Source organism: Sphingomonas sp., assembly GCF_036388215.1.
Taxonomy (GTDB): domain Bacteria; phylum Pseudomonadota; class Alphaproteobacteria; order Sphingomonadales; family Sphingomonadaceae; genus Sphingomonas.
The window spans coordinates 124315-149476 of sequence record NZ_DASVSH010000026.1 but is presented as its reverse complement, the minus strand read 5'-3'; the positions used below and the strand labels follow the sequence as shown (position 1 = coordinate 149476).

Annotated in this window: 28 protein-coding genes and 1 tRNA gene; 11 read left to right on the top strand and 18 right to left on the bottom strand. The window is 65.6% G+C overall.

Annotated features, from left to right (window positions below):
- Positions 1-36: 36 nt before the first annotated feature.
- The gene (gene map / locus VF617_RS10250) at positions 37-861 is read right to left on the bottom strand and encodes a type I methionyl aminopeptidase (RefSeq protein ID WP_331014851.1); all 825 of its coding nucleotides are present in this window, start codon (positions 859-861) and stop codon (positions 37-39) included.
- A 52-nt stretch (positions 862-913) separates the two neighbouring features.
- Here map and VF617_RS10245 point away from each other — a divergent pair, with 52 nt between their 5' ends.
- Positions 914-1684 carry a competence/damage-inducible protein A gene (locus tag VF617_RS10245; protein ID WP_331014779.1) on the top strand — a complete coding sequence of 257 codons (771 nt, stop codon included), beginning with the start codon at positions 914-916 and terminating at the stop codon, positions 1682-1684.
- Positions 1685-1701: 17 nt separating this feature from the next.
- Complete coding sequence (locus VF617_RS10240; protein WP_331014778.1) at positions 1702-3000, top strand: APC family permease; 1299 nt, start codon at positions 1702-1704, stop codon at positions 2998-3000.
- Here the strand turns inward: VF617_RS10240 and VF617_RS10235 are convergent.
- The 3 genes from VF617_RS10235 to VF617_RS10225 all read right to left on the bottom strand — a co-directional run bounded on the left by VF617_RS10235 (position 2962) and on the right by VF617_RS10225 (position 6050).
- Positions 2962-4569, bottom strand: coding sequence for an NAD(P)/FAD-dependent oxidoreductase (locus VF617_RS10235; protein WP_331014777.1), 1608 nt, complete (start codon positions 4567-4569; stop codon positions 2962-2964). The two genes, VF617_RS10240 and VF617_RS10235, sit on opposite strands and share 39 nt — an antisense overlap.
- A 2-nt stretch (positions 4570-4571) precedes the next feature.
- Positions 4572-5954 (bottom strand): M20/M25/M40 family metallo-hydrolase, encoded by a 1383-nt coding sequence (locus tag VF617_RS10230; protein WP_331014776.1) that lies wholly within the window; start codon positions 5952-5954, stop codon positions 4572-4574.
- A gap of 22 nt (positions 5955-5976) precedes the next feature.
- Positions 5977-6050: transfer RNA gene (locus tag VF617_RS10225), tRNA-Gly, on the bottom strand.
- Positions 6051-6266: 216 nt separating this feature from the next.
- Between VF617_RS10225 and VF617_RS10220 the strand changes: the two genes are divergently transcribed.
- Entirely contained in the window at positions 6267-8495 is a 2229-nt protein-coding gene (locus VF617_RS10220) for a TonB-dependent receptor (protein WP_331014775.1), read from the top strand.
- Between the two features lie 60 nt (positions 8496-8555).
- On the opposite strand, the gene VF617_RS10215 is transcribed toward VF617_RS10220, so the two are convergent.
- Positions 8556-9287 (bottom strand): hypothetical protein, encoded by a 732-nt coding sequence (locus tag VF617_RS10215; RefSeq protein ID WP_331014774.1) that lies wholly within the window; start codon positions 9285-9287, stop codon positions 8556-8558.
- Between the two features lie 149 nt (positions 9288-9436).
- On the opposite strand from VF617_RS10215, the gene VF617_RS10210 reads away from it, so the two are divergent.
- The 3 genes from VF617_RS10210 (at position 9437) to VF617_RS10200 (ending at position 10796) form a co-directional block, all read left to right on the top strand.
- Positions 9437-10015, top strand: coding sequence for a heme-binding protein (locus VF617_RS10210; RefSeq protein WP_331014773.1), 579 nt, complete (start codon positions 9437-9439; stop codon positions 10013-10015).
- A gap of 45 nt (positions 10016-10060) precedes the next feature.
- Positions 10061-10288, top strand: a complete 228-nt coding sequence (locus VF617_RS10205) for a hypothetical protein (RefSeq protein ID WP_331014772.1) — start codon at positions 10061-10063, stop codon at positions 10286-10288.
- An 88-nt stretch (positions 10289-10376) separates the two neighbouring features.
- Positions 10377-10796 carry a GNAT family N-acetyltransferase gene (locus tag VF617_RS10200; RefSeq protein WP_331014771.1) on the top strand — a complete coding sequence of 140 codons (420 nt, stop codon included), beginning with the start codon at positions 10377-10379 and terminating at the stop codon, positions 10794-10796.
- Between the two features lie 63 nt (positions 10797-10859).
- Here VF617_RS10200 and VF617_RS10195 read toward each other — a convergent pair whose 3' ends face one another.
- Both VF617_RS10195 and VF617_RS10190 read right to left on the bottom strand, forming a co-directional pair.
- A complete protein-coding gene (locus VF617_RS10195; RefSeq protein WP_331014770.1) occupies positions 10860-11411 on the bottom strand; it encodes a glycine zipper 2TM domain-containing protein in 552 nt (183 codons plus the stop codon).
- A 98-nt stretch (positions 11412-11509) separates the two neighbouring features.
- Positions 11510-12334: a class I mannose-6-phosphate isomerase gene (locus tag VF617_RS10190; RefSeq protein ID WP_331014769.1), complete on the bottom strand. Its 825-nt coding sequence runs from the start codon at positions 12332-12334 to the stop codon at positions 11510-11512.
- A gap of 123 nt (positions 12335-12457) precedes the next feature.
- Here VF617_RS10190 and VF617_RS10185 point away from each other — a divergent pair, with 123 nt between their 5' ends.
- The 3 genes from VF617_RS10185 to VF617_RS10175 all read left to right on the top strand — a co-directional run bounded on the left by VF617_RS10185 (position 12458) and on the right by VF617_RS10175 (position 15516).
- A complete protein-coding gene (locus tag VF617_RS10185; RefSeq protein WP_331014768.1) occupies positions 12458-13264 on the top strand; it encodes an outer membrane protein assembly factor BamD in 807 nt (268 codons plus the stop codon).
- A gap of 61 nt (positions 13265-13325) precedes the next feature.
- Positions 13326-14990 (top strand): DNA repair protein RecN, encoded by a 1665-nt coding sequence (gene recN / locus VF617_RS10180; protein ID WP_331014767.1) that lies wholly within the window; start codon positions 13326-13328, stop codon positions 14988-14990.
- A 139-nt stretch (positions 14991-15129) separates the two neighbouring features.
- Positions 15130-15516: a hypothetical protein gene (locus tag VF617_RS10175; protein WP_331014766.1), complete on the top strand. Its 387-nt coding sequence runs from the start codon at positions 15130-15132 to the stop codon at positions 15514-15516.
- 60 nt (positions 15517-15576) lie between these two features.
- Here VF617_RS10175 and VF617_RS10170 read toward each other — a convergent pair whose 3' ends face one another.
- From VF617_RS10170 to tgt, 4 genes are all read right to left on the bottom strand, one after another.
- Positions 15577-16566, bottom strand: a complete 990-nt coding sequence (locus tag VF617_RS10170; RefSeq protein WP_331014765.1) for a cell wall hydrolase — start codon at positions 16564-16566, stop codon at positions 15577-15579.
- Positions 16567-16746: 180 nt separating this feature from the next.
- Positions 16747-17031 carry an addiction module antidote protein gene (locus VF617_RS10165; protein WP_331014764.1) on the bottom strand — a complete coding sequence of 95 codons (285 nt, stop codon included), beginning with the start codon at positions 17029-17031 and terminating at the stop codon, positions 16747-16749.
- A gap of 5 nt (positions 17032-17036) precedes the next feature.
- Positions 17037-17333 carry a type II toxin-antitoxin system RelE/ParE family toxin gene (locus tag VF617_RS10160; RefSeq protein ID WP_331014763.1) on the bottom strand — a complete coding sequence of 99 codons (297 nt, stop codon included), beginning with the start codon at positions 17331-17333 and terminating at the stop codon, positions 17037-17039.
- 114 nt (positions 17334-17447) lie between these two features.
- Entirely contained in the window at positions 17448-18593 is a 1146-nt protein-coding gene (tgt, locus tag VF617_RS10155; RefSeq protein ID WP_331014762.1) for a tRNA guanosine(34) transglycosylase Tgt, read from the bottom strand.
- A 47-nt stretch (positions 18594-18640) separates the two neighbouring features.
- Here tgt and VF617_RS10150 point away from each other — a divergent pair, with 47 nt between their 5' ends.
- Together VF617_RS10150 and VF617_RS10145 are read left to right on the top strand one after the other, a co-directional pair.
- On the top strand, positions 18641-19258 hold the full coding sequence (locus tag VF617_RS10150) for a hypothetical protein (protein WP_331014761.1): 618 nt from the start codon (positions 18641-18643) through the stop codon (positions 19256-19258).
- A 10-nt stretch (positions 19259-19268) separates the two neighbouring features.
- Positions 19269-19430, top strand: coding sequence for a hypothetical protein (locus VF617_RS10145; protein WP_331014760.1), 162 nt, complete (start codon positions 19269-19271; stop codon positions 19428-19430).
- 543 nt (positions 19431-19973) lie between these two features.
- Here the strand turns inward: VF617_RS10145 and VF617_RS10140 are convergent.
- From VF617_RS10140 to VF617_RS10110, 7 genes are all read right to left on the bottom strand, one after another.
- Positions 19974-20642: an HAD hydrolase-like protein gene (locus VF617_RS10140; RefSeq protein WP_331014759.1), complete on the bottom strand. Its 669-nt coding sequence runs from the start codon at positions 20640-20642 to the stop codon at positions 19974-19976.
- Positions 20635-21549 carry a cation diffusion facilitator family transporter gene (locus VF617_RS10135; RefSeq protein ID WP_331014758.1) on the bottom strand — a complete coding sequence of 305 codons (915 nt, stop codon included), beginning with the start codon at positions 21547-21549 and terminating at the stop codon, positions 20635-20637. The genes VF617_RS10140 and VF617_RS10135 overlap by 8 nt, the downstream gene beginning before the upstream one ends.
- A gap of 34 nt (positions 21550-21583) precedes the next feature.
- Positions 21584-22618, bottom strand: a complete 1035-nt coding sequence (queA, locus tag VF617_RS10130) for a tRNA preQ1(34) S-adenosylmethionine ribosyltransferase-isomerase QueA (RefSeq protein ID WP_331014757.1) — start codon at positions 22616-22618, stop codon at positions 21584-21586.
- 21 nt (positions 22619-22639) lie between these two features.
- Entirely contained in the window at positions 22640-23383 is a 744-nt protein-coding gene (locus VF617_RS10125) for a peptidylprolyl isomerase (RefSeq protein ID WP_331014756.1), read from the bottom strand.
- A 69-nt stretch (positions 23384-23452) separates the two neighbouring features.
- Entirely contained in the window at positions 23453-23950 is a 498-nt protein-coding gene (gene coaD, locus VF617_RS10120; RefSeq protein ID WP_331014850.1) for a pantetheine-phosphate adenylyltransferase, read from the bottom strand.
- A gap of 15 nt (positions 23951-23965) precedes the next feature.
- Positions 23966-24811, bottom strand: a complete 846-nt coding sequence (locus VF617_RS10115) for a polyprenyl synthetase family protein (RefSeq protein WP_414714015.1) — start codon at positions 24809-24811, stop codon at positions 23966-23968.
- A gap of 62 nt (positions 24812-24873) precedes the next feature.
- The gene (locus VF617_RS10110) at positions 24874-25119 is read right to left on the bottom strand and encodes an exodeoxyribonuclease VII small subunit (protein ID WP_331014754.1); all 246 of its coding nucleotides are present in this window, start codon (positions 25117-25119) and stop codon (positions 24874-24876) included.
- Between the last annotated feature and the right edge of the window lie 43 nt (positions 25120-25162).

Below are 25162 nucleotides of genomic sequence, written 5' to 3'. Positions count from 1 at the left end.
AGTTGTCAGGGATTGCGCGCCCGGATCAATCCCGGATCAATAAGGCGGGCGATCCAGGCCCTTGGGGCTGCGAGTGAAGATTTCGCAGCCGGTTTCGGTGATCCCGATCGAATGCTCGAACTGTGCAGAAAGCGACCGGTCGCGCGTAACCGCCGTCCAGCCGTCGTCGAGCAGCTTCACATCGGGTCGTCCGATATTGATCATCGGCTCGACCGTGAAGAACATCCCCGGCCGCAGTTCGGGCCCGGTGCCCGGCCGGCCGACATGGACGACTTCGGGCGCATCGTGGAACAGGCGCCCCACGCCATGTCCGCAGAAATCGCGGACTACGCCATAGCGATGCTTTTCGGCATGCGCTTGGATCGCATGGCTGATGTCGCCCAGATGATTGCCCGGCTTGGCTTGCTCCAGCCCGAGCATCAGGCATTCATAGGTGACGTCCACCAGCCGCTTCGCCTTGATCGGCACGTCGCCCACCAGGAACATGCGGCTCGTGTCGCCGTGCCAGCCCTCCACCAGGGGAGTCACGTCGATATTGACGATGTCGCCGTCCTTTAGCGTCTTCTCGCCCGGAATGCCGTGGCAGACGACGTGGTTTATCGAGATGCAGGAGCTGTGCGTATAGCCGCGATAGCCCAGCGTGGCGGGAACGCCGCCGCCGGCGATCGCCATGGTCCGCACGATATCGTCGAGCTCGCCGGTGGTGACGCCGGGCACGACATGCGCGGCCAGCGCATCGAGGATCTCGGCGGCGAGCCGGCCCGCCTTGCGCATGCCGGCAAACCCGTCAGGCCCGTGAAGCTTGATCGCGCCGTCCTTGGTCTGCGGCATGTCGGCGGTGACGGTCACATATTCGGTCATGGCGGGCATATAGACGTTTGCGCCGCGGTTTTCGAGGGCCTAGTCATCGGCGATGACCGAGCGCATCTGGACCGCGGCACTGGTGGTGATCGGCGACGAGATCCTGTCCGGGCGCACCCAGGACAGGAACGTTGCGCAGCTCGCCACCTGGCTCAATGTGCAGGGAATCCGCCTGGCCGAAGTGCGCGTCGTGCCCGATGTGCAGGATTCGATCGTCGAGGCGGTGAACGCGCTCAGGACCCGTAACGACTATCTCTTCACCACCGGCGGCATCGGCCCTACGCATGACGACATCACCGTGGATGCCATCGCGGCGGCGCTGGGCGTGGGCGTAACGATCCACCCTGCCGCGCGTGAGGTGCTGACGCGCTATTATGAAAGCCGAGGCGGGATCACCGATGCGCGGCTCCGCATGGCGCGCGTGCCCGAAGGGGCCGAACTGATCGTAAACCGCGTGTCGGGCGCGCCCGGCATCCGGATCGGCAACGTCTTCATCCTGGCGGGAGTCCCGCATATCGCGGCGGGGATGCTCGATGCGCTGACGGGCACGCTCGAGGGCGGCCGGCCGGTCCTGTCGCGCACGATCGGCGCCTGGGTCGCCGAAAGCGAGATCGCGGAACTGCTTCATGCGACCGAACGCGCGCATAGCCAAGGAGCTGACAGTGGCGTGGCGATCGGCAGCTACCCCTTCTTCCGCGACGGGCGGACGGGGGCGAATTTCGTCATCCGCGCGACCCGGCAGGAATTGCTCGACGCATGCGGCGATGCGCTGATCGTGGGATTGGGCTCCATGGGGCTGGAGACATTCGACGGCGGGATTTGATTTTTCCGGGGGGAGGAATGACGGACATTACGAGACGGCCATTCGGCTTTTGGACCGCGACCGCGCTGGTGGTCGGCAACATGATCGGATCGGGCTTCTTCGCTCTCCCGGCGCAGCTCGCTCCATTCGGCTTCACCAGCGTAGCCGCATGGGTAGCGGCGATCACGGGTGCGATGGTGCTCGCCTTGGTCATCGCCGGCCTGTCGCGCGCAAAGCCCGAGGCGACGGGCACGCTGGCGATCTGCGCCAGCGTGCTGGGTCCGCTGCCCGGCGTGCTTATCGGCTGGAGCTTCTGGGCGGGCATCTGGTCCGCCAACGCATTCATCGCGCTGACTGCGGTGCGGTATCTCGCCGTGTTCTGGCCGCCGCTGGCATTTTCCTCGTTCACGCTGGTCGCGGGTGCGGTTGGGCTGCTCTGGATGATCACCTTGCTCAATTTGCGCGGCGCGCCGGCGGCGGGGCGCTTCCAGGTCGCCACCACGATCATCAAGCTGGTGCCGCTGGCCGCGATCATCGTGCTGCTCGTCCAGCTCGGCGCGGGCGGCGGTCTTACGGCCGGCGCGCACCCGCATGCCCCGTTCGATCCGCGCCAGCTCAGCTCGGCGGTGACGCTCGCATTCTTCGCGATGGTCGGCTTCGAATGCGCGGGTGTCGCGGCGGCGCGCGTTCGCGATCCAGCGCGCACGATCCCGCGCGCCACGCTGGCGGGGGTCGGCCTGACCGGCCTACTCTATCTCATCGCCTGCTCGGGCATCATTTTCGCCATGCCGCAGGAAGTCGTCGCGGGGGCGAACGCTCCGGTGGCACTGTTCGTGGAAAGCTTCTGGGGGCGCGGGGCCGGTCTCGCGGTGGCGGGCTTTGCGGCGGTGGCCGCGATCGGCGCGCTTAATGGCTGGGTGTTGCTCCAGGGCGAAGTGCCGCTCGGAATGGCGCGCGCCGGTGTGATCCCCGCCTCGATCGGCCGCACCGATTCTCGCGACGTGCCGGTTGGTGCTCTCGTCGCGTCGAGTGTGCTGGCGAGCGTGCTCGTGCTCAGCAACATTACGCGCGACACCGCGGCAATCTATGATTTCATGCTGAGGGTGACGACGGCTGCTACCCTGTGGTTCTATGCGGGCGCATGCGTTACGGCGCTGGTGCTCGGTGTGGCGCGGCCCGCCGCGGTGATCGGGTTGGCGTTCGCGTTCTGGGCGATCTGGGGCGCCGGGTACGAAGCGATCGGCCTCAGCCTGTTGCTGATGGCGACGGCGGTGCCGCTCTATTTCCTTGCTCGCCGCTCAGCCGAACAGGCGCCCGAACCCGCTCCGGTCGCGTAGGATCTCCCGAGCCGCATTGTGCCCCGGCGCGCCGGTGACGCCGCCTCCCGGATGCGTGCCCGCGCCGCACATGTATAGGCCGCTGATCGGCCCGCGATAATCGCCATGGCCGAGCACGGGCCGCGCGGCCCAGAGCTGATCGAGCGACATGTGCCCGTGCATGATATCCCCGCCGATCAGCCCGAACTTGCGCTCGAGATCAAGTGGGGAGTGGATCTGGCGCGCGATCACCGATGATTTGAAATTGGGCGCGTGCCGGGTGACCGTGTCGATGATGCGGTCCGCCGCGGCTTCGCGCTCGTCGTCCCAGCTTCGGCCCTCGGGCAGCACCGGCGCGAATTGCTGGCAGAACAGCGCCGCGACATGCTGTCCGGACGGGGCGAGGGTATCGTCGACGGTGCTCGGAATCGTGATCTCGACGATCGGCTCTTCCGACCAGCCGTTGGCGCGCGCACTCGTATAGGCGCGATCCATATAATCGAGCGTGGGGCAGATCATGATGCCGGCGGTGTGATGCTCGGCCTTCACCTTGCCGGGAAGCACCGTGAAATCGGGCAGTTCCGACAAAGCCACATTCATTCGGAAAGTGCCCGAGCCCGCCTTGAAATTATCGATCCGCCTGGCGAAGTCCGCGCCCAGATCGCTGCGGTCGATCAGCTGGCGGTAGAGCAGGGCAGGGCCCACATTCGCCGCGACCACCTTGGCCGCGATCTCCTCGCCGCTCTCCAGCCGCACGCCCGCGGCCTTGCCTCCGTCGACCAGCAACTTTGCGACCGGCGCCTCGAGGCTGATTTCGACGCCCGCTTCCACGCATGCTTCCGCCATCAGCCGCGTGATCGCGCCCATTCCGCCGATCGAATGCCCCCAGGCGCCCTTCTTGCCGTTCACTTCGCCGAAAACGTGATGGAGCAACACATAGGCGCTGCCCGGCGTATCGGGACTGGCATAATTGCCGACCACCGCATCGAAGCCGAACGCGGCCTTCACATACTCGTTCTCGAACCAGCCATCGAGGAAGCCGCGCGCCGATTTGACGAACAGGTCCATCGTGTCGCGCTGCGCTTCCAGGCTCATGCCCGCGAGCTTGCGCCCCTGCGACGCCGCGGCGAGCAGCGCGCGCAGGCCTCCTCCGGCATTCGGAGGCGTCTTGAGCGCCATGTCGCGCAGCACCTGCGCGACGCGCTCCAGCGCCGTTTCATAAAACGGAAGAGCTTCGGCGTCCTTCCTCGAAAAGCGTGCGAACTCGGCCGCGGTTCGCCCGGTGCCCCCGCCGAGCTTCAAATAGCCGCCGTCATGCGGCAGGAAGTTGCTGATCTCCCGCTCGACCACGCGCCAGCCGCGCTGGTGAAGCTTCATGTCGGCGATCACCTTGGGGCGGAGCAGGCTGACCGTGTAGCTCGCGGTGGAATTGCGGAATCCGGGCGCGAATTCCTCGGTAACCGCCGCGCCGCCCACCACATGACGCCGCTCCAGCACGCGAACCTTCATGCCGGCGCGCGCGAGATAAAAGGCGCAGACCAGCCCGTTATGCCCGCCGCCGATGATCAGGGCATCGTAGCGGGCAGTCATGCTTACTTCGCAAGCTCTTTGAGCATTGCCCGGTAATAGACGATGGATGGGGCGATTTCGCTCAGCGGCGTGCGCTCGTTCAGCCCGTGCGCGAAGCCGTCGGACGATTTCATGAATATCGGGCTCACGCCATAGCTGGGCACGCCGCGCGCGCGAAACCACATGCTGTCGCTAGCCCCTGACGACATGGAGGGCACGATCGGCACGCCGGGGAAACGCGCGCGGATCAGCCTAGTCACCAGCTTCATCAGGTCGGGGCGCAGCGGCGATGCGTCGCTGGCGGTCGTCCCGGTGTCGAGCTCGACGATCTTGAGATCGGGATCGCCCACCACTCGGGCGAGCGTCTCTTCGACTGCCTTGGTCTTGGTGCCCGGGAATATCCGGCAATTGACTGTCGCGGTGGCGCGCTGGGGCAGGGCGTTCGGCGCATGCCCCGCGCTCACCATCGTCGCGACACAGGTCGTTCCGGTCTGACCGATCAGCCCCGGATAGGAGCGCAGATAGGCGAGAGCCTCGGCGTCGTCCTTGTTCGCCAGGAAGCGGCGCGTCGCTTCCGCCATCGGCTTGTCCGAATTGGGAATGCCGGCTTCGAAGCTCGCGCGGGTGATCTCGTTGATCTCCGCGGGGAATTGATACGCGGCGATCTTCTCCAGCGCGCGCGCCAGCGAATAGATCGCATTGCTCTTTCCCGGCGCGCTCGAATGGCCGCCCGGATTGGTGAAGGTCAGTTCGTAATCGGCATAGGTCTTTTCCGCGCCCTGGATTCCGAACAGCACCGCCTTGCCCGTCTCGTCCAGTTCGCCGCCGCCGCCGTCGATGTTGAGCAGCAGCTCGGCGTCATGGAATTCCTCGGCGAGCTTCTGCGTGGTTTTCATCGCGGTTTCCTCATCGCCCGATGCAAGGAGGAGGATGTCGCGGCCGGGCTTGAATCCTTCGCGCTTCAACTGGATCAGCGTCGCGATCATGGTCGAAAGGTCGTATTTGTTGTCGCTCGCACCGCGGCCCCAGATATAGCCGTTCTCGATCACCGGCGTGAACGGGTCGCGCGTCCAGTCGGCAGGCTTGGCCTCCACCACGTCCATATGCGCCGAGATGTAGATCGGCTTCTTCGCGGCCGCGGCGCCACGGTAGCGCGCCACCAGATATGCCGTATCCCCAAGCTTTTCGACGCGCACATCGCTATCGGCGAAGCCGCCGGCGACGAGCTGGGTCTTCAGGTAAGTGGCATAGCCGAAGGTCTGGTTGCCCGTCCCGGCCACGGTGCGAAAGGCGATCCCGCGCTTCAGCAGCTCGAGCGCCTGCGCCTGCGCCTTGGTATTGGTCTGCGCGTGTGCCGGCAATGCGGCGGCAAGCGCCAGTGCGAGGAATGCCGCGGCGTGGCGCATAGGGAATGCTCCGGTAAGCGACTGGAGCGGGCGAAGGGAATCGAACCCTCGTCGTAAGCTTGGGAAGCTTCTGCTCTGCCATTGAGCTACGCCCGCGCGAGAGCCGCGATGCACAATCGCGTGCGCCCGGTCAACGTCTAGCTTCCTCACCCGGTTATCCATCCGACCAGACGGTCAGGCCAATTTCGGTACTTTACGATCTGGCCTGACAGGGAGTCGACAATTGACCCCCAAATAATGTAATTGGCCTGACCATCCCAGAAATCGGCAGCGGATGCCGCATGCTGGGACAGGAGCTTTGGGAGGCGAATCATGAAAGCATTTCTGCGCGGTACGCGCGATACTTTGTTCGGCAGCGCGGCTCTGTTGCTCGTTGCAGCTCCAGCTTTTGCTCAGACCGAGCCGGTAGGCGCGGGTGACGACGACGAGATCATCGTCACTGCGCAAAAGCGCGCCGAAAACGTCCAGGATGTGCCGCTCGCAGTCACCGTCGTCACGGGCCAGCAGCTCGAAACCGCCAATGTGCGCGAGTTCACCGAGCTCATGAAGGTTGCGCCCTCGCTCTCGATCCGCCCCGCCGATTCGGCGCAGAACGCATCGATCAACATTCGCGGCATCGGCACCTTCGCGTTCAGCATCGGCGTAGAATCGGCTGTGGCGATCCAGATCGATGACGTGCCGCTCGCCTTTCAGGCCCGCGCGTTTTCAGACCTGACCGATATCGAGCGGATCGAAGTGCTGCGGGGCCCGCAAAGCACGCTCTATGGCAAGAACGCATCGGCCGGCCTCATCAACATCGTCACCAAGGCGCCCGGCTCGGAATTCGACGGCCGCGTTTCGCTCAGCGCGACCACCGACCGGGAATTCGCCGGCAACATGTCGGCCTCCGGCCCCGTCAGCGATACGCTCGGCGTGGGCTTCGGCGTGTCCTATCGCAATTTCGACGGCAATGTGAGGAACCTCACCACCGGTGAGACGGTCAACGGCTCCGAGAATATCAGCGCGCGCGCCCGCGCCGTCTGGAGCCCGACGCCCGAGCTCTCCTTCGATCTCAACCTCAATTATGCCAAGGTCGATTCCGATCCGGTCTATGCCTATCGCGTGCTCTCGCCCGCCGCGCGGCTCCGCGGCAATGCCACGCAGACGCCCGCGGTGATCATGCCCGGCATCACCCCCGGGCCTGACAATCTTCAGGTGACGCTCGACGATCAGCCCTTTTTCCACTCGACTGCTTTCGGGCGCTCGCTGCGGGCAAGCTGGGATCTGCCGGGCGGCCTGACGCTCGTTTCCATCACGGCCTATGACGACTATGAATCGTTCGATCGCATCGATTCCGATCGCACCCGATCGACCGTGTTGCGAAATCTCGCGGACGGAAGGTTCGATGCCGATTCCTTCACGCAGGAGGTCCGCCTGCTTTCACCCTCGACCGGGCCGCTGCGCTACACCGCCGGTATCTTCTACGCCAATTCGGAGCAGCGCCGCAGCTACAAGCGCGGGCCGGCCTTCTCGCTGGCGGAATGGAACGCCACTGCCGGCTCGAAGCAATTGGCGGCGTTCGGCCAGGTCGATTGGGAATTCCTTCCCGGCACCACGCTCACCGCAGGGCTGCGCGGACAGCGCGAGAAGATTGATTATACCTTCAACGATCTGCGCACGACGCCGGTCGCGCGCTTCGCCGGGAACGCCACCGACGGCGTGATGACTTATCGTGTCGGCCTCAAGCATGAATTCACCGAAGACTTGATGGTCTTCGCGTCGCACGCCCGCGGTCACAAGGGGCAAGCCTATGACCTGACGACCGGGTTCAACCAGACCCGCGCCAATCTGGGCCCGATCCGCGCCGAAGAGTCCGATTCCTATGAAGCGGGCTTCCGCGCGCAATTGATGGATCGCCGCCTCACGCTCAACGGCACCATATTCCGCACCGATTACAGCAATCTTCAGACCCAGAGCATCGAGAACATCCTGGGCGTGCCGACCTTCCGGCTCACCAATGCGGGAATGGCGCGAACCCAGGGCGTGGAGGCGGATTTCCTGATCCGCCCCACCACTGGTTTGAGCCTGTACGGAAGCCTGGCCTATCTCGACGCCAAATTCGTGAGTTACCCGACAGCTACTTGCTACCCCGGCCAGACCGCGGCGCTGGGTTGCGCGGGCACCCCGGCACGGCAGGATCTTTCCGGCACGCGGCTGGGCGTTCCGCAATGGCGGGGCAATGTCGGATTCGACTTCGCGGCCCCTGCCGGCGGCGATGTGGAGGCGTTGTTCAGCGGCGCGTTCAATTGGCAGAGCCGCACGCCGAGCTCGGACCCCTCCACTCCGATAGCCGCCTATTCGATCCTGAACCTCAGCGCGGGCGTTCGCGCGGGGGATCGGGGATGGACGGTCCGGTTGTTCGTCAACAACGTGTTCGACAAGGGTTATATCGTCGCCATCGGCAATCAGTTCGGCAATTTCGGCAATCAGCCGGCGATCGACTATCTGCCGCCTCGCGATTTCAAGCGCCACGCCGGAGTGCGGCTGTCGACGGAGTTCTGAGCCTCGACGCCTGCCCGGGCTTCGGCTCGGGCCGCCTTTGCCGATCGGGTAAGCGAGGCGTTAGCTGCCGTTGTTCGCCACCATGTCGATGTCCGTCCCGCCATCGGCACGCGAGGTGAGGAACAGCACGTATGAGCCGCCGTCGCGCTCGCGCGTGCCGCCCAGGATGTGCTGGTTGCCATCGAGCTGGTGCTCGGACGAGTAACCCGATTTGGTCGCCCTGGTATAATAATAGTCTAGCATCGTCTGCATCGGCTGGGCGGATGAAAAGCTCACCGCGCGCAAGGCGCATTGCCCCTCCTCGCTGCCCGCTGCTTCGGTGACGCGCGCTTGCGGGAAGAGCGGCAGGTCACGCGGCAGGCGGTTGGCCCAGCCGGTGCCATATGACAGCGACGCGGCGCACTGGCTGGTCCGCGTGTCCTTCTGGCGCGCGGCCAGGCCGCCAAGCGTCACGCTTTCGCGCGCTGCGGCGCATTCGGTGCAATCCTTGCCGGCTTCGGTAGGGGCAGGGGCCTTGATCAGCTCGCCCAGATCCACCTTATCGGTGTTGGCGGCCACGCCATCATCGGGCACGCCCGCCGAATAGGGCTGGCCGGGCGGGCGGATGGCATCGCCATTCGCCTGGCGGCCAAGCTGGGGGTCCACCATGATCTGGTCCTGCAGCGCGCTCGCCAAGGCCGGATCGGCGGCGTTTCCGCTCGCCTCGTCCACATTGGGAAGGTCCGAGCCTCCGCATCCCGCCAGCGCTAGCGGCAGGAGGAAAGGTATAAGACAAGCTCGGCTGAAGGCCATTCACGCGCTCCTTTGGGCATCCGCGTCATGCCCGGGGAAGGTTAAGATTGCATTGGGAAGGCTGGTTAACGGGCAAATTCCGCGTTAACCATGATCGGAACCCCGGACGGATCGAATGCGTTGACTGCAATCGAGCGCAGGGGGATTCCATGCAATTCAACGTGAAGATGATCGGCGGCGGCATTGCCGCGGGGCTGGCTGCCGGCGTCGGCTATCTCATGCTTTCGCGCGACGAGCAGGCCGTATCGTTCCGCACGGTTACGCGCGAAGGCGCTTTCAGTGTGCGCGATTATCCGCGGCTGTGGGTCGCCGAGACGGTGATGCAGGGAATGCGCGAATCGGCGGTTGCGCGCGGACTGGGCAGGCTCGCCGAATATCTGTTCGGGCGCGGCGGCTCGGGGCGCACCGTACCGGTGCTGGCCGATGGCGATGAAGACGGGCGCGGCTGGCGCACTCGGCTGGTGATGCCCGCGCGCATCGATCCCGAGAGCCTGGCGCCCGAGGAGGGCGTTTCGCTGCGTGCGCTGCCGCCGCGCCGCATCGCCGCGGTTCGCTTCAATGGCGCAAGCGACGATCGGGCGCTCGGCGCGCAGGAAGCCGAGCTGCGGCGCTGGATGAAGGAGCAGGGTCTGCGCGCGGCCGGCCCGGTCGAGCACGCATTCTACAATTCCCCCCTCACGCCCGCGCCGCTCCGCCGCAACGAAGTGCTGATCCCCCTGGCAGCGTGACTGTGCTGTATTGATAATACACCGTCGAGGCGCTATAGGACGGCCATGCTAAACCTGCTTTCGATCCTCATCGGCATCATCGCCTTCCTGATCGCCCTGGTCGGGATCATCCCCATTCCGCTGGTGCCGATGCTTAATTGGATCGCGCTGCCGATCGCTATCGTCGGCGCGGCACTTGGCGTGGTCTCGGGGCGCACTTCGGGGCGCAATCTCAATCTGCTGGTATGCATTATCAGCGGCCTGCGCCTGTTCCTGACCGGCGGGCTGATCTGAAGGCTTTGCGGTGACCCGCAATGCGAGCGGCACCTCCCGCATTTGCTCCATTGGGCCGGTTGAGACTGACGCGGATCTCCACGTCGCCATGTCGTTATTCGATGCCTATGCGGCATCGCTGCCCATCAGCCTGGGATACCAGGATTTCGCAGCGGAACTCGCCTCGCTTCCCGGCAAATATGCGCCGCCTGGCGGCTCGCTGCTACTGGCGCGCGCCGCTGGCGAGGTCCTCGGATGTGTCGGCCTGCGTCCTCTCCCCGATCCGGGATGTTGCGAGATGAAGCGGCTTTATCTGCGGCCCGAAGGGCGTGGCCGCGGCATCGGGCGGGAGCTCGCTTATGCCGTGATCGAAAGCGCCCGGAATATCGGATATCGCGAACTCCGGCTCGATACGCTGGCCAGCATGACAGGCGCGATCAGGCTCTACGAGCAAACGGGATTTCGTCGTATCGAGCCTTATTATGCGCCGACACCCCCGGGCACCGTGTTCATGGCGCTCACGCTATAGAGATAGCAAAAGGCCCGGCGGTTTCCCGCCGGGCCTTCTCCCGCCTGCGTGGCGTGAGGCCTATTAGCGGCAGCGCACGTCGCCGTTGCGGCTGTTGTTCCGGTCTACCGAAGCGCCTATCGAGGCACCCGCTACCGCGCCCAGCAACGTGCCGAGCGTCGAGTTGCGGCCGCTCGTAATCGCGTTGCCGAACAAGCCACCAGCGACGCCGCCGACGATCAGGCCCGTCGTGCCATCCGTGCGGCGGCAATAATAGCGTCCGTCGCGTCCGCGATAGATGCGGTCGTTGCGTGTCAGGCGACGCTCGCGATAATAGCGGCCATCACGATAATAATCGTCGGCCCAATATTGGCTCTCGCCACGCGGCAGGCGGTTATAGTCATAGTTGCGGTAACCGCGCCAATCGCGCTGCCACGAACGGCGATCGTCGCGGCGGGCTTCGCGAATGTCTTCGCGGCAATCGCGCAACTCGCGGCGAACTTCGCGGCGCGAGTCTGCGTCACGCAGGTCGCGCTGGCAATCGACGCGCGCGGCGCGCTCGTTATAGTTCTGGGCGGCTGCCGGCATTGCCGGAATGGCCACAGCGGCAATGGCAGCGGCATAAAGAAGACGCATGGAATTACTCCTGTCGTTTCGGGTGCAATAATAACCGACCACGCACGAGGAGGTTGCGTGAACGGGAAACTACTCGCCGTTCATCGCGCAGCTATGCGTCATATCCGGCAATCACCGGGATAAGCGAACAACAAGTCGCCCGCGGCATCTGCACTAACTTGCGCGCTGCCTTCGACTATAAGGCATTGGCCCGCGTCGAAGTTCGTGCCGTCCACGCTTCCACTGCCTGCCAGCGCGACTAGCCAGCCTGTAACGCCGGCGGGCAGCGCAACGCTCCGCTTGTCGCCATTCCACCGTTCGAGCACGAATTTCGGCCCTTCGACCAGGATCGTGCGCCCCTGGGCGACCTTGCCCGGCATGGGATGCGGCAGGAACGGCACGGGATCGGAAACCGCCAAGCCCTGATCCAGGTGCAGCTCGCGCGGGCGGTCATAGTCATATAGCCGATAGGTAGTCTCGCTGTTCTGCTGCACCTCGACCAGCGTAATCCCCGCGCCGATCGCGTGGATCGTGCCCGATGCCGAATAAAAGAAGTCGCCGGCCTTCACTGGCTTCCAGTCCAGCAAATCCTCGATCGACCCGTCGAGCGCCGCCGCCCGCAATGTTTCCCGGTCGGTGGGGTATTTGGTGCCGAGCGCAATGGTCGAATCGGGCTCGGCCCCCAGGATCACCCAGCATTCGTCCTTTCCTCGCGGCAGCCCCGCGGCCTTGGCCTGTGCGTCGTCGGGATGCACTTGCACCGACAGTTTCTCGCTGGTGAAGAGGTATTTGATCAGCAGATCCGGCGTGGAATCACCCGGCGCCTGGAACCAGATTTCCCCCACCGGCTCGCCTTCCGCGGAGGGATCGGTGAAGCCGGGCCATAGTTCGTGGCGGCCCCAGGGCTTTTCGACTCGGTGGGTGGCGAGAAGCGTTGCGGTCACTGGAAATCCTTGGCTGGAAGCGCTCGTCCTGCGGCAACGCGCATAGCCTGATTGCGCTCCCGCCCCAATCCCGCCGCGAAAAGGATTGTTTGAAGCCACTCGGACGGGCTAAGGCCCGTTCCCATGCGTACATTCCATCGCCGCGTCCTCGCGCTCGCCCTCGTTCCCGTGCTCGCACTTTCGGTCGCCGGGTGCGCCAAGCGTGGCGCCAAGTCCGATCTTCCTTATGTCGCGCGCGACGTCGGCACGCTCTACAGCGCCGGCAAGGATAAGCTCGATGCGCACCAGTACAAGCTGGCCGCCGCCCTGTTCGACGAGGTCGAGCGCCAGCATCCCTATTCGGTGTGGGCGCGACGCGCGCAGCTGATGGGAGCGTTCAGCTATTATCTCGAGCAGGATTATACGCAGGCGATCGCCTCGGCGCAGCGCTTCCTCGCGGTCCATCCCGGCAATCGCGACGCGCCTTATGCCTATTATCTCGTGGCTCTCAGCTATTACGAGCAGATCAGCGATGTGACGCGCGATCAGAAGATCACCCAACAAGCGCTCGATTCGCTGGGCGAGCTTACCCGGCGCTATCCGAACTCCAAATACGCGTCCGACGCGCGGCTCAAGATTGACCTGGTTCGCGATCACTTGGCGGGCAAGGAAATGGAGATCGGCCGCTTCTACCAGTCGCGTGGCCAGTGGCTGTCGGCCTCGCTGCGTTTCCGCGCGGTCGTCGATCAGTATCAGACCACGACGCACGTGCCCGAAGCGCTGCTGCGGCTTACGGAGACTTATCTCGCTTTGGGCGTGCCCGCCGAGGCGCAGAAATCCGCGGCGGTGCTCGGGGCCAATTATCCGGGCACCGACTGGTATGAGCGCGCATATAAGGTGATGCAGAGCAACCAGGATAAGCTCGCCAAGGCCACTGCCCCCGCTAGCTGACGGGACCCTGGTGGCCTACGCCACTTCCGTTCCGTGTGTGTTCCTGCGATAGACTGGCGCGATGCTGACGGCGCTTTCCATCCGCGATGTCGTCCTGATCGAGGCGCTGGACCTTGAGTTCGGCCCAGGCCTGGGCGTGCTCACCGGCGAGACCGGGGCGGGCAAGTCGATCCTGCTGGATGCCTTGGGCTTGGCGCTGGGCGCGCGCGGCGAGACCGGGCTGGTCCGCCAGGGCGCGGGCCAGGCCAGCGTCACCGCCAGCTTCGATTCGCCCGCCGCCGACAGCGCCGTCGCCGAACTGTTCGCCCGGCATGAACTGGAGCTGGAGCCCGGCGAACCGCTGATCGTGCGACGCGTCGTCAAGTCCGATGGGGGCAGCCGCGCCTTTCTCAACGATCAACCCGCCTCCGCCGGTCTGCTGCGCGAACTAGCGCCGCATCTGGTGGAGATCCACGGCCAGCATGACGATCGCGGCTTGCTCAATCCGCGCGGGCATCGCGCGCTGCTCGATGCCTTCGGCCGCTGCGACGGCGAGCAGGTGGCGACCGCCCACCGCGCCTGGCGCGCTGCCGAGGAGACGCTGGCTGCGGCCCGTGCCGAACAGGAACTGGCCGCGCGCGACCGCGAATGGCTCGAACACGCCGTCGCCGAGTTGCGCGCCCTCGCGCCCGAGCCGGGTGAGGAGGAAAGCCTCGCAGGGCGCCGCGCCACGATGCAGAAGGGCGAGCGGATCGCCGGCGAACTCCAGTCGATCGCCCACCTGCTCGAAGGATCGGAGGGCGGGCTGACGCGTCTGCGCCAGGCGGCGCGCATCCTCGAGCGGATCGCGGCGGACCATCCTCTGCTGGGCGAAGCGCTCGCCGCGCTCGATCGGGCGATCAACGACGCGGCGGAAACGCAGGACAAGGTGGATGCCGCCGCCGAAGCGCTGGCCTTCGATCCCGCCGCCCTGGACGCCGACGAGACGCGGCTGTTCGAATTGCGCGGCGTCGCGCGCAAGCACCGCGTCCAGCCCGACGATCTCGCCCCCTTGCTTGACGATCTCTCCGCCAAACTGGAGCGCGTGGAAAGCGGAGGCGCGGAGATCGCCGCGCTTGAACTGGCGCTGGAAGCGGCGCACCGCACCTATCTCGAAGCCGCGCGCGCCCTTTCGGCGGCGCGCACCGAAGCCGCGTCACGGCTCGATCTGGCGGTGATCGCCGAGCTCGAGCCCCTCAAGCTCGACGCGGCGCGTTTCCGCACCGGTATCGAGCCGCTTGACGAAGGCGCGTGGTCCGCCGGCGGAATGGACCGCGTGGAATTCCTCGTGTCCACCAATCCCGGCGCGCCCTTCGCGCCGCTGATCAAGATCGCCTCGGGCGGTGAGCTTTCGCGCTTCATCCTCGCGCTCAAGGTCGCGCTCGCCGAAAAGGGCGGGGCGCCCACCTTGATCTTCGACGAGATCGATCGCGGCGTGGGGGGTGCGGTGGCGAGTGCGATCGGCGAACGGCTGGCCCGCCTCGCCGGGCGCGCGCAAGTGCTGGTGGTAACCCATAGCCCGCAGGTCGCGGCGCGGGGCAGCCGGCACCTGCTGATCGCCAAATCGCATGACGGCGTAGTCACGCGCACTGGCGTCACGCCGCTTGACGTCGATCAGCGCCGCGAGGAAATCGCCCGCATGCTCTCAGGCGCGCAAGTGACGGACGAGGCGCGCGCCCAGGCGGAGCGACTGCTGGAGCCGGCTTGACCTTTCTGAACGAAGCCTTCGCACCTGCGACAATCGGTGACACAAAAGCCGCATGGACGGTACATCCTGGCGACAGGGCGCTTCCATATATGTCCTCACAGGCCGCCCCGGCGGTCGTGTTCAAGAGGAGTACAAACCCATGAAGAAGTTCACGCTTATGCTCGCCGGCCTCGGCATCGCCGCCTCGTCCATTCCCGCCACGGCAATGGCCGCTGCGCCGCAGCGCGGCTATGCGCACGCTCAGGGTGGCGCATGGCAAAACATCAATGCCCGCCAGAACCGCATTGAAAACCGGATCAACCAGGGCATTCGTTCGGGCGCGCTAACCCGCGGTGAAGCTATCCGTCTCCGGGCGCAGTTCCGGGAGTTGGGCCGCATCGAAGCCCGCTATCGGGCTTCGCGTCCGGGCCTGACGATGGCCGAGCGCCGTGACCTGGATCGCCGCTTCGACATGCTCGAGCGCAGCATCCGCGTCCAGAAGCACGATCGCGACGATCGGCGCGACGGCCGCGGCCGCGGCTGGTAAACCACACGCTCCCTCGGGAGTAGGGACGGGCTCCGCCGCAAGGCGGGGCCCATTTCCTTTTCACCGCAGCGGCTTGCCGCTGTCCTTCCACTTGTCGAGGATCTGCGATTCGGCATCCTCGCCCCGGGCCTTGGCGGCAATCGGCGTGCCGCTCTGCGCATAAGCCGGCTGGATCGCCTGAATGGGCGTGGGAGTCGCCATGGGCGTGCGGCTGGGCACCGCAGGTGCTGGCAGCGCGGCATTCACTGCGGCAACCGCGCTCGCATGCGGTCCCGGAAACGGCTCATGCCCGCGATAGGCCTGGCGGAATGCCACTGCCGTGCCCCAATAGCCCTTCCAGCGATGGAAGAAATGCGCGCCATAGACGCCGGTCATCACCAGGCTTCGGTTCCACGAAGGAGTGACGGCATAGGTATGATAATGCGTCGCCATGCCTACCGGCGCGAACACGCTGCCCGATAGCGCATCCGAAGCCACTCGCGCGGCGCGCACCCATGCATCGCGCGCGGGCTGGCCACGGCTCAAGGCCCCGTCGCATGCGAAGCTGAACTGGCAGCCGCGCTTCTCCGAACCCTGGAAGACCACGCCACACACGGTGGAGGGAAAAGCCGGGTGGCGGACGCGATTGAGCACGACCTGCGCCACCGCGCGCTGGCCGTCATCGGGCTCGCGCGCGGCTTCGTAATAGATCGCGGTGGTCAGGCATTGCAGCGCGCGCGCCTTGTCATTGGGCGTGCCGGCCAATGCGAAGGGCGATGCGGGCTGGATCGATTCGTCCACCACGGCATTTTCGGGCACCGGCATGTCGGGCAAGTCGATCGTCCCAGTCGCGCCCGCGGCGGCTGCCGCCTGCTCGTCATCCACTGCCGTATAATAGGCCGCGCCTGGGAAATGATCGTCGGCCTCATAGCCCGAGAGTTCTACCTTGGGCGCGGGCCTGGGACTATTCGGGCCGATCGCCTGCGCGGAGAATCCAGCGCCGATCAGCGAGACGAACGCCGCCGCGGCAATCCCTCGCGCCTGCATCTTGGTGAAACGCCGCCAGAACACTCAGCCAAACCTCGCTCGATCCAGCCGGGAATATAGGCGCAAACGCTAACGCTTTCGCCCCCGATTTCGGCCGCGTCCCGCAGCGAAACACTTGATGGTTAAGGTAATTATATGATTGGCTCCAGAGTCGACCGCCGTGACCATTCCACGCAATGGCGCAGCGTTGGCGACGCGACCCTGCTAAACCACGGACAATTTCAGTCCCATGGCATCGAGTACCTTGGTAAGGGTCGCCAGGGTTGGATTGCCCGATGCACTGAGAGAGCGATAGAGCTGCTGCCTGGAAACGCCGGTGCGATTGGCAATGTCGGTCATGCCCCGCGCGCGCGCCACTACGCCAATCGCGTCTGCGATGAAGGCGGGATCGTTGGACTCGACCGCGGCGGCAAGATATTCGCGCTGCGCCTCTTCGCTATCGAGATGCTCTGCCGCGTCAAACGAGCGTGTTTTGAGCTTGGTAGCCATATCCATTACTCCAACTCGGAAGCCAGTTGCTTGGCGATCCTGATATCCTTCCCCTGCGACCGCTTGTCGCCACCGGCCAAAACAACGACCAGCACATCACCCCGCCGCACGAAATATATCCGATAGCCGGGGCCGTAATCGATGCGAACTTCCGAGAGTCCTTCGCCAATCGGCTTAACGTCGCCGCAGAACAGGCCAAGCTCCATCCGGCGAATGCGAACCGCGATGCGAGCTTTTGCGCGAGCGTCACGAAGGCTGCCGATCCACGCATCGAACTCCTCAGTGGTCCGGACCTCGGGCACAGTCTTTTTTAGACGACCGACAGGTAGCTGTCAACATAAAAGCGACAATGGGTAGCGGCGCTATTCGGCGCGGGGGCAGGAGTTTAGCGATGGGAATTACTAGGCTCGGCACAGTTATTCTGCCCTGCCGCTCGAATACCGCATGCGAAACGTATCCGCGAATTCTCTCAGCCGCTGCTCTGCGATCGCCGCGCGCAGATCGGCCATCAGCGCCTGATAGAAATACAGATTATGCTCGGTCATCAGCATCGCGCCCAATATCTCTCCGGCGCGCACCAGATGGTGGAGATAGGCCCGGCTCCACGTGCCGCACACGGGGCAGAGGCATTCGGAGTCGATCGGCCCCTGATCCTCGCCGAACCTCGCATTGCGGATGTTGATCGGCCCGGCCCGGGTAAATGCCTGGCCCGTGCGGCCACTGCGCGTAGGCAAAACGCAATCGAACATGTCGATCCCGCGCTCGACCGCGCCGACGATATCGTCGGGCTTGCCCACCCCCATCAGGTATCGGGGCTTGGCCGGATCGAGCTGGCCCGGTGCATAATCGAGCACGTCGAACATCGCTTCCTGCCCTTCGCCTACCGCGAGTCCGCCCACCGCATAGCCGTCGAATCCAATCGCCTTCAGCGCATCGGCGGAGGCCGAGCGAAGCCCCTCGTCCAGCGCTCCCTGCTGGATGCCGAAGATCGCATTGTCGGCGGCATGATCGGGCACGGCCTCGAATGCGTTGCGCGAACGCTTCGCCCATCGCATCGAGCGCTCCATCGCGGCGACCTGGATTTCGCGCGTGGATGTGGTCGGCACCAGTTCGTCGAACGCCATGGTGATCGAGCTGCCCAGCAACCGCTGGATCTCGATCGATCGTTCGGGCGTGATGAGGTGCCTGGACCCATCCAGATGCGATCGAAACGCCACGCCCTCTTCACTGCGCGTGGTCAGTTCGGACAGGCTCATCACCTGATAGCCGCCTGAATCGGTCAGTATCGGCCGCTCCCAGCCCATGAACTCGTGCAGCCCCCCCAGCCGTGCGACGCGCTCGGCGCCTGGGCGCAGCATCAGGTGATAGGTGTTGCCGAGCAGGATATCCGCGCCCGAAGCCCGCACGTCCTGCGGCTTCATCGCCTTCACCGTTGCCGCCGTCCCTACCGGCATGAACGCTGGCGTGCGGATGTCACCACGCCGCATCGCGATCGTGCCCATGCGCGACTTGCCGTCGGTGGCGGCGATGGTGAACTCGAAACGGGGCCGGGTGTTTGACATGGGGCACGCCATTGCCGCCTAAGCGGCGCGCTGTCGAGGGAAGCAACATGAGCGAAGCCGACGACATCCTGCGCGAAATGGCCGCCCATCGGGGCCTTAGGCTGGTCAAGTCCCGCCGCCGCAAGCCCGGCGGCGATTTCGGCCGCTTTGGGCTGAAGGGCGCAAAGGGCGAGCCGGTGTTCGGAATGGAGGGCGACGCGCTCACCGCCACGGCGCAGGAGATCGAAGATCACTTGCGCGGCGCAGCCAGCAGCGCCTGGGGCAAGTCCGCCGGCTCGGTAAAGGCGCGCCCGAGGCCCAAGCCGAAACCCGAACCGAAGCCTGAGCCGAAACCGCGCTTCAAGCCGCAAATCGAAAGCCTGCTCGAAAAGCTTCCCGCCGCCACCCGCGCCGAAGCCTTCACCGAACTGCTCAGCCGCCCCGGCATCCGTGTGGAGCGCATCGTCTCTCGCGGCCAGGCGACGCCCGAAGACAAGCCGCTGGTCCAGGCAGAGGACGAGTGGGTCCTCCTGATCACCGGCGCGGCGGGAATGCGGATCGAGGATTCGGCGGAAATTGCGCTGGCGCCCGGCGATCACCTGCTCATCGCGGCCGGTCAGAAACATTGGGTGACCTGGACCGCAAAGGACCGCCCGACCGTTTGGCTAGCGATCCACTTGCAATGAGGAGCCTGTAATGGCCGATGAAATCAACCCCGGAGACCAAGCCGCCCCCGGCACCCCGGGCACCGGCGAAAACCTATGCCCCCGCTGCGCCGGCTCGGGTGAAGCTGATGGCGAGCAATGCCCGGAATGCCGCGGCACGGGCATAGTGATCGAGGGGATCGGCGGGGCCTGAAGCGGCTTGCGCTGAGTTCACGCATACCCTCCGCTCGCCCTGAGCCTGTCGAAGGGCCGCCATCCGCAAGCGTTCCGGCGCAGGACCGTGGGCCTTCAGCAAGCTCAGGCTGAGCGGTGGCGAGGGGTCTCCTGCCCTGCTATCGTCTTCGAATGAGTGACGTTACCTTCCTTTCCTTCGCCGAGGCCGCGATTGGCTATGTCGATGAACGATATGGGCGGGGCAGCAGCCTGGGCCGTGGCGGTGGCAATGGTGACGCTGCCCCTGGTCCTGGGGGTCGGGGCATTGTGGTGGATGACGTCGTAGCCGTTCAACGACGATCTACCATTCCGCCTTGCAATGTAGGATTTGCCCTGCTTCGCTGATCGGTCGCAGTGCCCCAGGGTGCCGCCGCTCTTTGACTTGTCCGATCCCAGGCCTTTCGGCCCAGTCGACGCCCTTGATCTGCCCGCCGGGCGACCCCATGGCCAATGCGAACATTGGGAACATTCGCATGCGCGCGCACTGCGCATTGGCCTAACCTTTACTAACCTTTCGCTGCGATCAGCCCCGATGCGCCGCCACATAATCCAGGATATCCTGCGGCGCGCGGAACAATGCGTCCGGCTTGGTCGCGGCCAGCGCCTGTTCGTGCGCATAGCCCCACAGCACCGACCCCGCCCGCATCCCCACTTCGCGCGCGGCGTCCACGTCGCGGGTTTCGTCGCCGATCGCAAGAGCCTGGCTTGCGGGCACGCTCAGCCGCTTGAGCACGCGGCGGAATTTCGGGGCCTTGCCGAACAGCGATGACCCGCAGGCGTAGAAGGCGATCTGCGCGGCGTTCTCGGGCCCCAGGATGCGGCGGGCATTGTCCTCGGAATTGGAGGTCACCAGCGCGATCCGCACGCCCATGGCGTTGAGCTGTTGGAGCAGATCGGGCGTTCCCGGAAACAGCTCGATCTGTCCGACATTGCGGCCGACCAGCCGGCGAACGTACCAGGCGATGAAGGGCAGCTTCCAGCGCGCGATCTGGAGATATTTGATTACTTCGCGCGAGCTCTTGTGCCGCAGCATCTCCACTTCGTCCTCGGTAACGGTCCGGAAATGGAAGATCCGCGCGAGATCGTCGATCACCGAGATGAACCAGTCGCCGCTGTCCGATAGCGTGCCGTCGAAATCGAAGATAACCAGCCCGATCGGCGCGCGCGCGGGCACGGGCGACGCTTCAGCCATGCGCGTGTCCCCTCCCATGCATGCGGCACTCCGCCCCGTCGCCCAGTTCGATCTGAACCGTCGTGTGATCGATGCCATGATCGTGCTCCAGCCTGTGCTGAAGGTCCATCAGGAAAGCGTCGCCTGGATGGCCCCCGGGCATCACCAGATGCGCGGTGAGCGCCGCTTCGGTGGTGCTCATCGGCCAGATATGCAGATCGTGGACCCGCTCGACGCCCGGCAGCGCCGCCAGCGTGCGCTCCACCGCCGCCGCGTCCACGCCCTTGGGCACCGCCTGGAGCACCATGGTCAGCGATTCGGTGAACAGCCCCCACGTGGTCCACAGGATCACCGCTACGATGATCAGGCTGATCGCCGGATCAATCCACGCCGCCTGGGTCAGCAGGATCAGCGCGCCGCCGACTACCACGCCTGCCGAGACCGCCGCGTCGGCCGCCATGTGGAGATAGGCGCCGCGGATGTTGATGTCGCCCTTGCGCCCGCGCGCGAACAGCATCGCGGTGCCCAGGTTCACCGCGATGCCAATCCCGGCGACGATCATCACCGTGCCTCCGGGCACCGCCGCGGGGGCCGAGAAGCGCTGCACGGTCTCCAGCAGGATCGCGCCCACCGCGACCAGCAGCAGCACTGCGTTGGTCAGCGCGGCGAGGATAGACGAACCACGCAGCCCATAAGTGAAGCGCGCCGATGCGGGCCGCTTGGCCAGTTCCGCTCCACCCCAGGCGATCAGCAGTCCCAGCACGTCCGACAGATTGTGCCCGGCGTCCGCGAGCAAGGCGACCGAATTGGTCCAGAACCCCGCGGCGCCCTCGACTGCGACGAACGCCAGGTTGAGCGCCGTGCCGATCGCGAACGCGCGGCCGAAATCGACAGGGGCGTGGTGGTGGTGGTCGTGATGCGCGGCCATTGCCTGGGTCTTAGCCGGGTAACCGCATGAGATGCTAGGACCTGGAAGGCAGCAAGAGCGATGCGTCGCCATAGCTGTAGAAGCGATAGCCCGCCGCGATCGCATGCGCATAGGCCGCTTGCATCGCCTCCAGCCCCATCAGCGCCGATACCAGCATGAACAGTGTCGAGCGCGGCAGATGGAAATTGGTGATCAGGCCGTCCACTCCTCGGAAGCGATAGCCCGGCGTGATGAAGATCGCGGTGTCGCCCTCGAACGGCTGGATAGTGCCATCCTCGTCGCACGCGCTTTCGATCAGGCGCAGGCTGGTGGTGCCCACCGCGATCACGCGCCCGCCGCTCGCGCGCACCGCGTTGAGCCGCTCGGCGGTGGCGGAGTCGATGCGGCCCCATTCGGCGTGCATCCGGTGCGCGTCGGTGTCCTCGGCCTTGACGGGCAGGAAGGTGCCCGCGCCCACATGGAGCGTCAGCGTCGCATGCCCGATCCCGGCGCTTTCGAGCGCGGAGATGAGATCGGGGGTGAAGTGCAGCGCGGCGGTGGGCGCGGCCACGGCGCCAGGCTCGCTGGCGAACATCGTCTGGTAATCCTCGGCGTCGCGCGCGTCGGTCGAGCGCTTCGAGGCGATATAGGGCGGCAGCGGCATCCGGCCGCAGCGTTCGAGCAGCAGCTCGACCGGCTCATCCCCGGCAAAGTCGAGTGCGAAGCTGCCGTCCTCGCCGCGCGCCGAAGCGATCGCGATGACGCCCCCGCCGAACTCGACAGTCTCGCCGTCGCGCAGCTTGCGGGCATTGCGGATGAAGGCGCGCCAGCGCCGCGGCCCCTCACGCTTGTGCAGCGTCGCGCCGATCTTCGCGCTTCCGCGCAGTCCTTCGAGCTGGGCGGGGATCACGCGGGTGTCGTTGAACACCAGGCAATCGCCCGCGCGCAGCAGCGCGGCCAGGTCGCGCACGGCAGCGTCGTGCATGCCGGCCCGCTCGACCACCAGCATCCGGGCCGAATCGCGGGGAGACGCAGGACGAAGCGCGATCCGCTCCGCCGGCAGCTCGAAATCGAACAGATTGACGTTCATCTCGTGCAGCCGCCTAAGCGGTCAGGGGACCAGCGTCGCCTTGGTCTCGCCTTCGGGCAGCGCCCTTGCCGCCGCCGCCGCCGGAGCCTGATAAGGGGGCGGATTGTCCGAGAGGATATAGGCCTGGAGGATGCGCGTCGGGTTCGCCGGCGGCTCGCCGCGCTGGATCAGATCGACCCACTCCATGCCGGAGATCACGCGGCCGAACACAGTGTAATTGTGGTCGAAGACGAGGAGCGGCCGCAGCATCACATAGAATTGGCTGTTGGCGCTGTTCTCCGCAGCTTTCACCAGTTCGGGGCTGGCGCCCTCGGGCGCTCCCTGGCGCGCGGCGGAGACCGTGCCGCGCAGATGGGGCAGGCTGTTGAACTCGGCTGGCACGTCGGGGAGATCCGAATCCCCGGTGCCCGTGCCGGTGGGGTCCCCGCCCTGGGCGATCGGATAAGGATCGTCCAGCACGCGGTGGAACGTCACGCCGTTATAGAATTTGCGGCGCGTGAGTGTCTTGATCCGCTCGACCATCAGCGGCGCGGCGTCGGGACGCAGCCGAATGAGCACGCGGCCACCGGAGGAAAGGTCGAGAACCCAGGTGTTTTCCGGATCGGCGGGCACCACGGCGGGCAGGGGCTTCGCCACTACCGGATCGGCGGCAACGCCGCGCAGCGGTTCGGCAGGAACTTTCTGCGGCGGCCCGCCGCCCTGCGCCAGCGCGGGCGAGACGGCCAGCGCCGCGGCCAATGCGGCCAGAATTGCTACGAAACGCATGCACATCCCCACTCGATCTGAAAATTCAAGTGCCGGTCTAAAGCAATAACCGACGGTAGCAAAGTCGGCTTAGCTTCCCTTGCGGCCAATCGCTTCGACGCGCTCGGCCACCTCGTCACGTACCCTGGGGGGCACGAACTTGACGATATCCCCGCCATACAGCGCGATCTCCTTGACCAGCCGGCTGGCGATCGGCTGGAGCGAGACGTCGGCCATCAGGAATACGGTCTCGATCCGGTCGTTGAGCTGCTGGTTCATCCCGGCCATCTGATACTCATATTCGAAGTCCGCCACCGCGCGCAGCCCACGCACGATCACGCTCGCGCCGGCGCGCTCGGCAAAGTCCATCAGCAGCGAATCGAAACTCACCACTTCGATGCCTTCGATATCGGCGGTCTCGCGGATCACGGTGGTCATGCGCTCCTCAACCGTGAACATCGGCGATTTGCTTGGGTTGGTGGTCACGCCGATCACGAGCCGATCGACCAGCTTCGCCCCGCGGCGTATGATATCCATATGGCCCAGCGTCAGCGGGTCGAAAGTGCCGGGATAGACGCCGGTGCGGATGGTCATGCGATCCCCCTATCGGTCGCGTTCGAGCGTATAGCGCGCGATGTCGCGCAGCAGGTCGGCCTCAGGGCCATAGCTCTTGAGATGCTCGATCGCCTGGTCGACCAGCAACGCCGCCTGCTCTTTGGCGCGCTCCAGTCCCAGCAGGCTGAGGAAAGTTTCCTTGCCAGCTGCTCCGTCCTTGCGAAGCTTCTTGCCGGCCAGCGCCTCATCGCCTTCGGCATCGAGGATGTCGTCGGCGATCTGGAAGGCGAGGCCCATGTCGCGGGCATAGCCGCGCAGGCCCGTGCGGCCCTCGGGAGGCACGCGTCCCAGGATAGCGCCGCATTCGACTGCACAGGCGATCAGCGCGCCAGTCTTCATCGCCTGCAGCCGGGTTACGGTCGGCAAGTCGAAGCTAGCCTTCTCGGCTTCCAGATCCATCATTTGCCCCCCAGCCATGCCGGATGGTCCCGAGGCGTGCGAAAGGCTGGCGATCAGCTCGACCCGGGCAAAGGGGTCCAGATATGTCGCTTCGTCAGCAAGAATTTCGAAGGCGAGGGCGTGGAGGCAGTCGCCGGCCAGGATGGCGGTAGCCTCGTCAAAGGCGCAGTGAACGGTGGGCTTGCCACGGCGCAGGTCGTCATCGTCCATCGCGGGCAGGTCGTCATGGATAAGCGAATAGACATGGATGCATTCAAGCGCCGTGGCGACCCGGGCGGTGCATGCCTTGTCCACCGCGAAAAGCTGAGCGGTGGCGAACACCAGCAGGGGACGCAGGCGCTTGCCCCCGCCGATCGTCGCGTGGCGCATCGCGCGATACAGTCCCTCGCGCGGATCGCTTGGAATCGCGAGCAGCCGATCGAATTGCCGGTCCATCTCGGCGGAAACCTGGCGGAGCGCCGCCTGTAGCGAAAGGCTGGGCTCAGCCACTGCGCCCGTCAGCCGGCCGCGAAGGGCGTTGTGCCAGCCGCCCGGCCTTCGGCATCGGTGCGGATCGCTTCGATCCTGGCCTGCGCCGCATCCAGCCGTGCCGCGCATTGACTGCGCAAGCGATCCCCGCGCTCGTACAGGTCGATTGCTTCCTGCAATTGCGCCTCGCCGCTTTCCAGGCGGCCGACGATCCGCTCGAGCTCCTTGAGCGCTTCCTCGAACGAAAGGGCCGCGATGTCCGGTTCTTCTGCCATTGCAGCGCTATGCGGCAGGCTCGATTGGATCGCAACCGCGTGT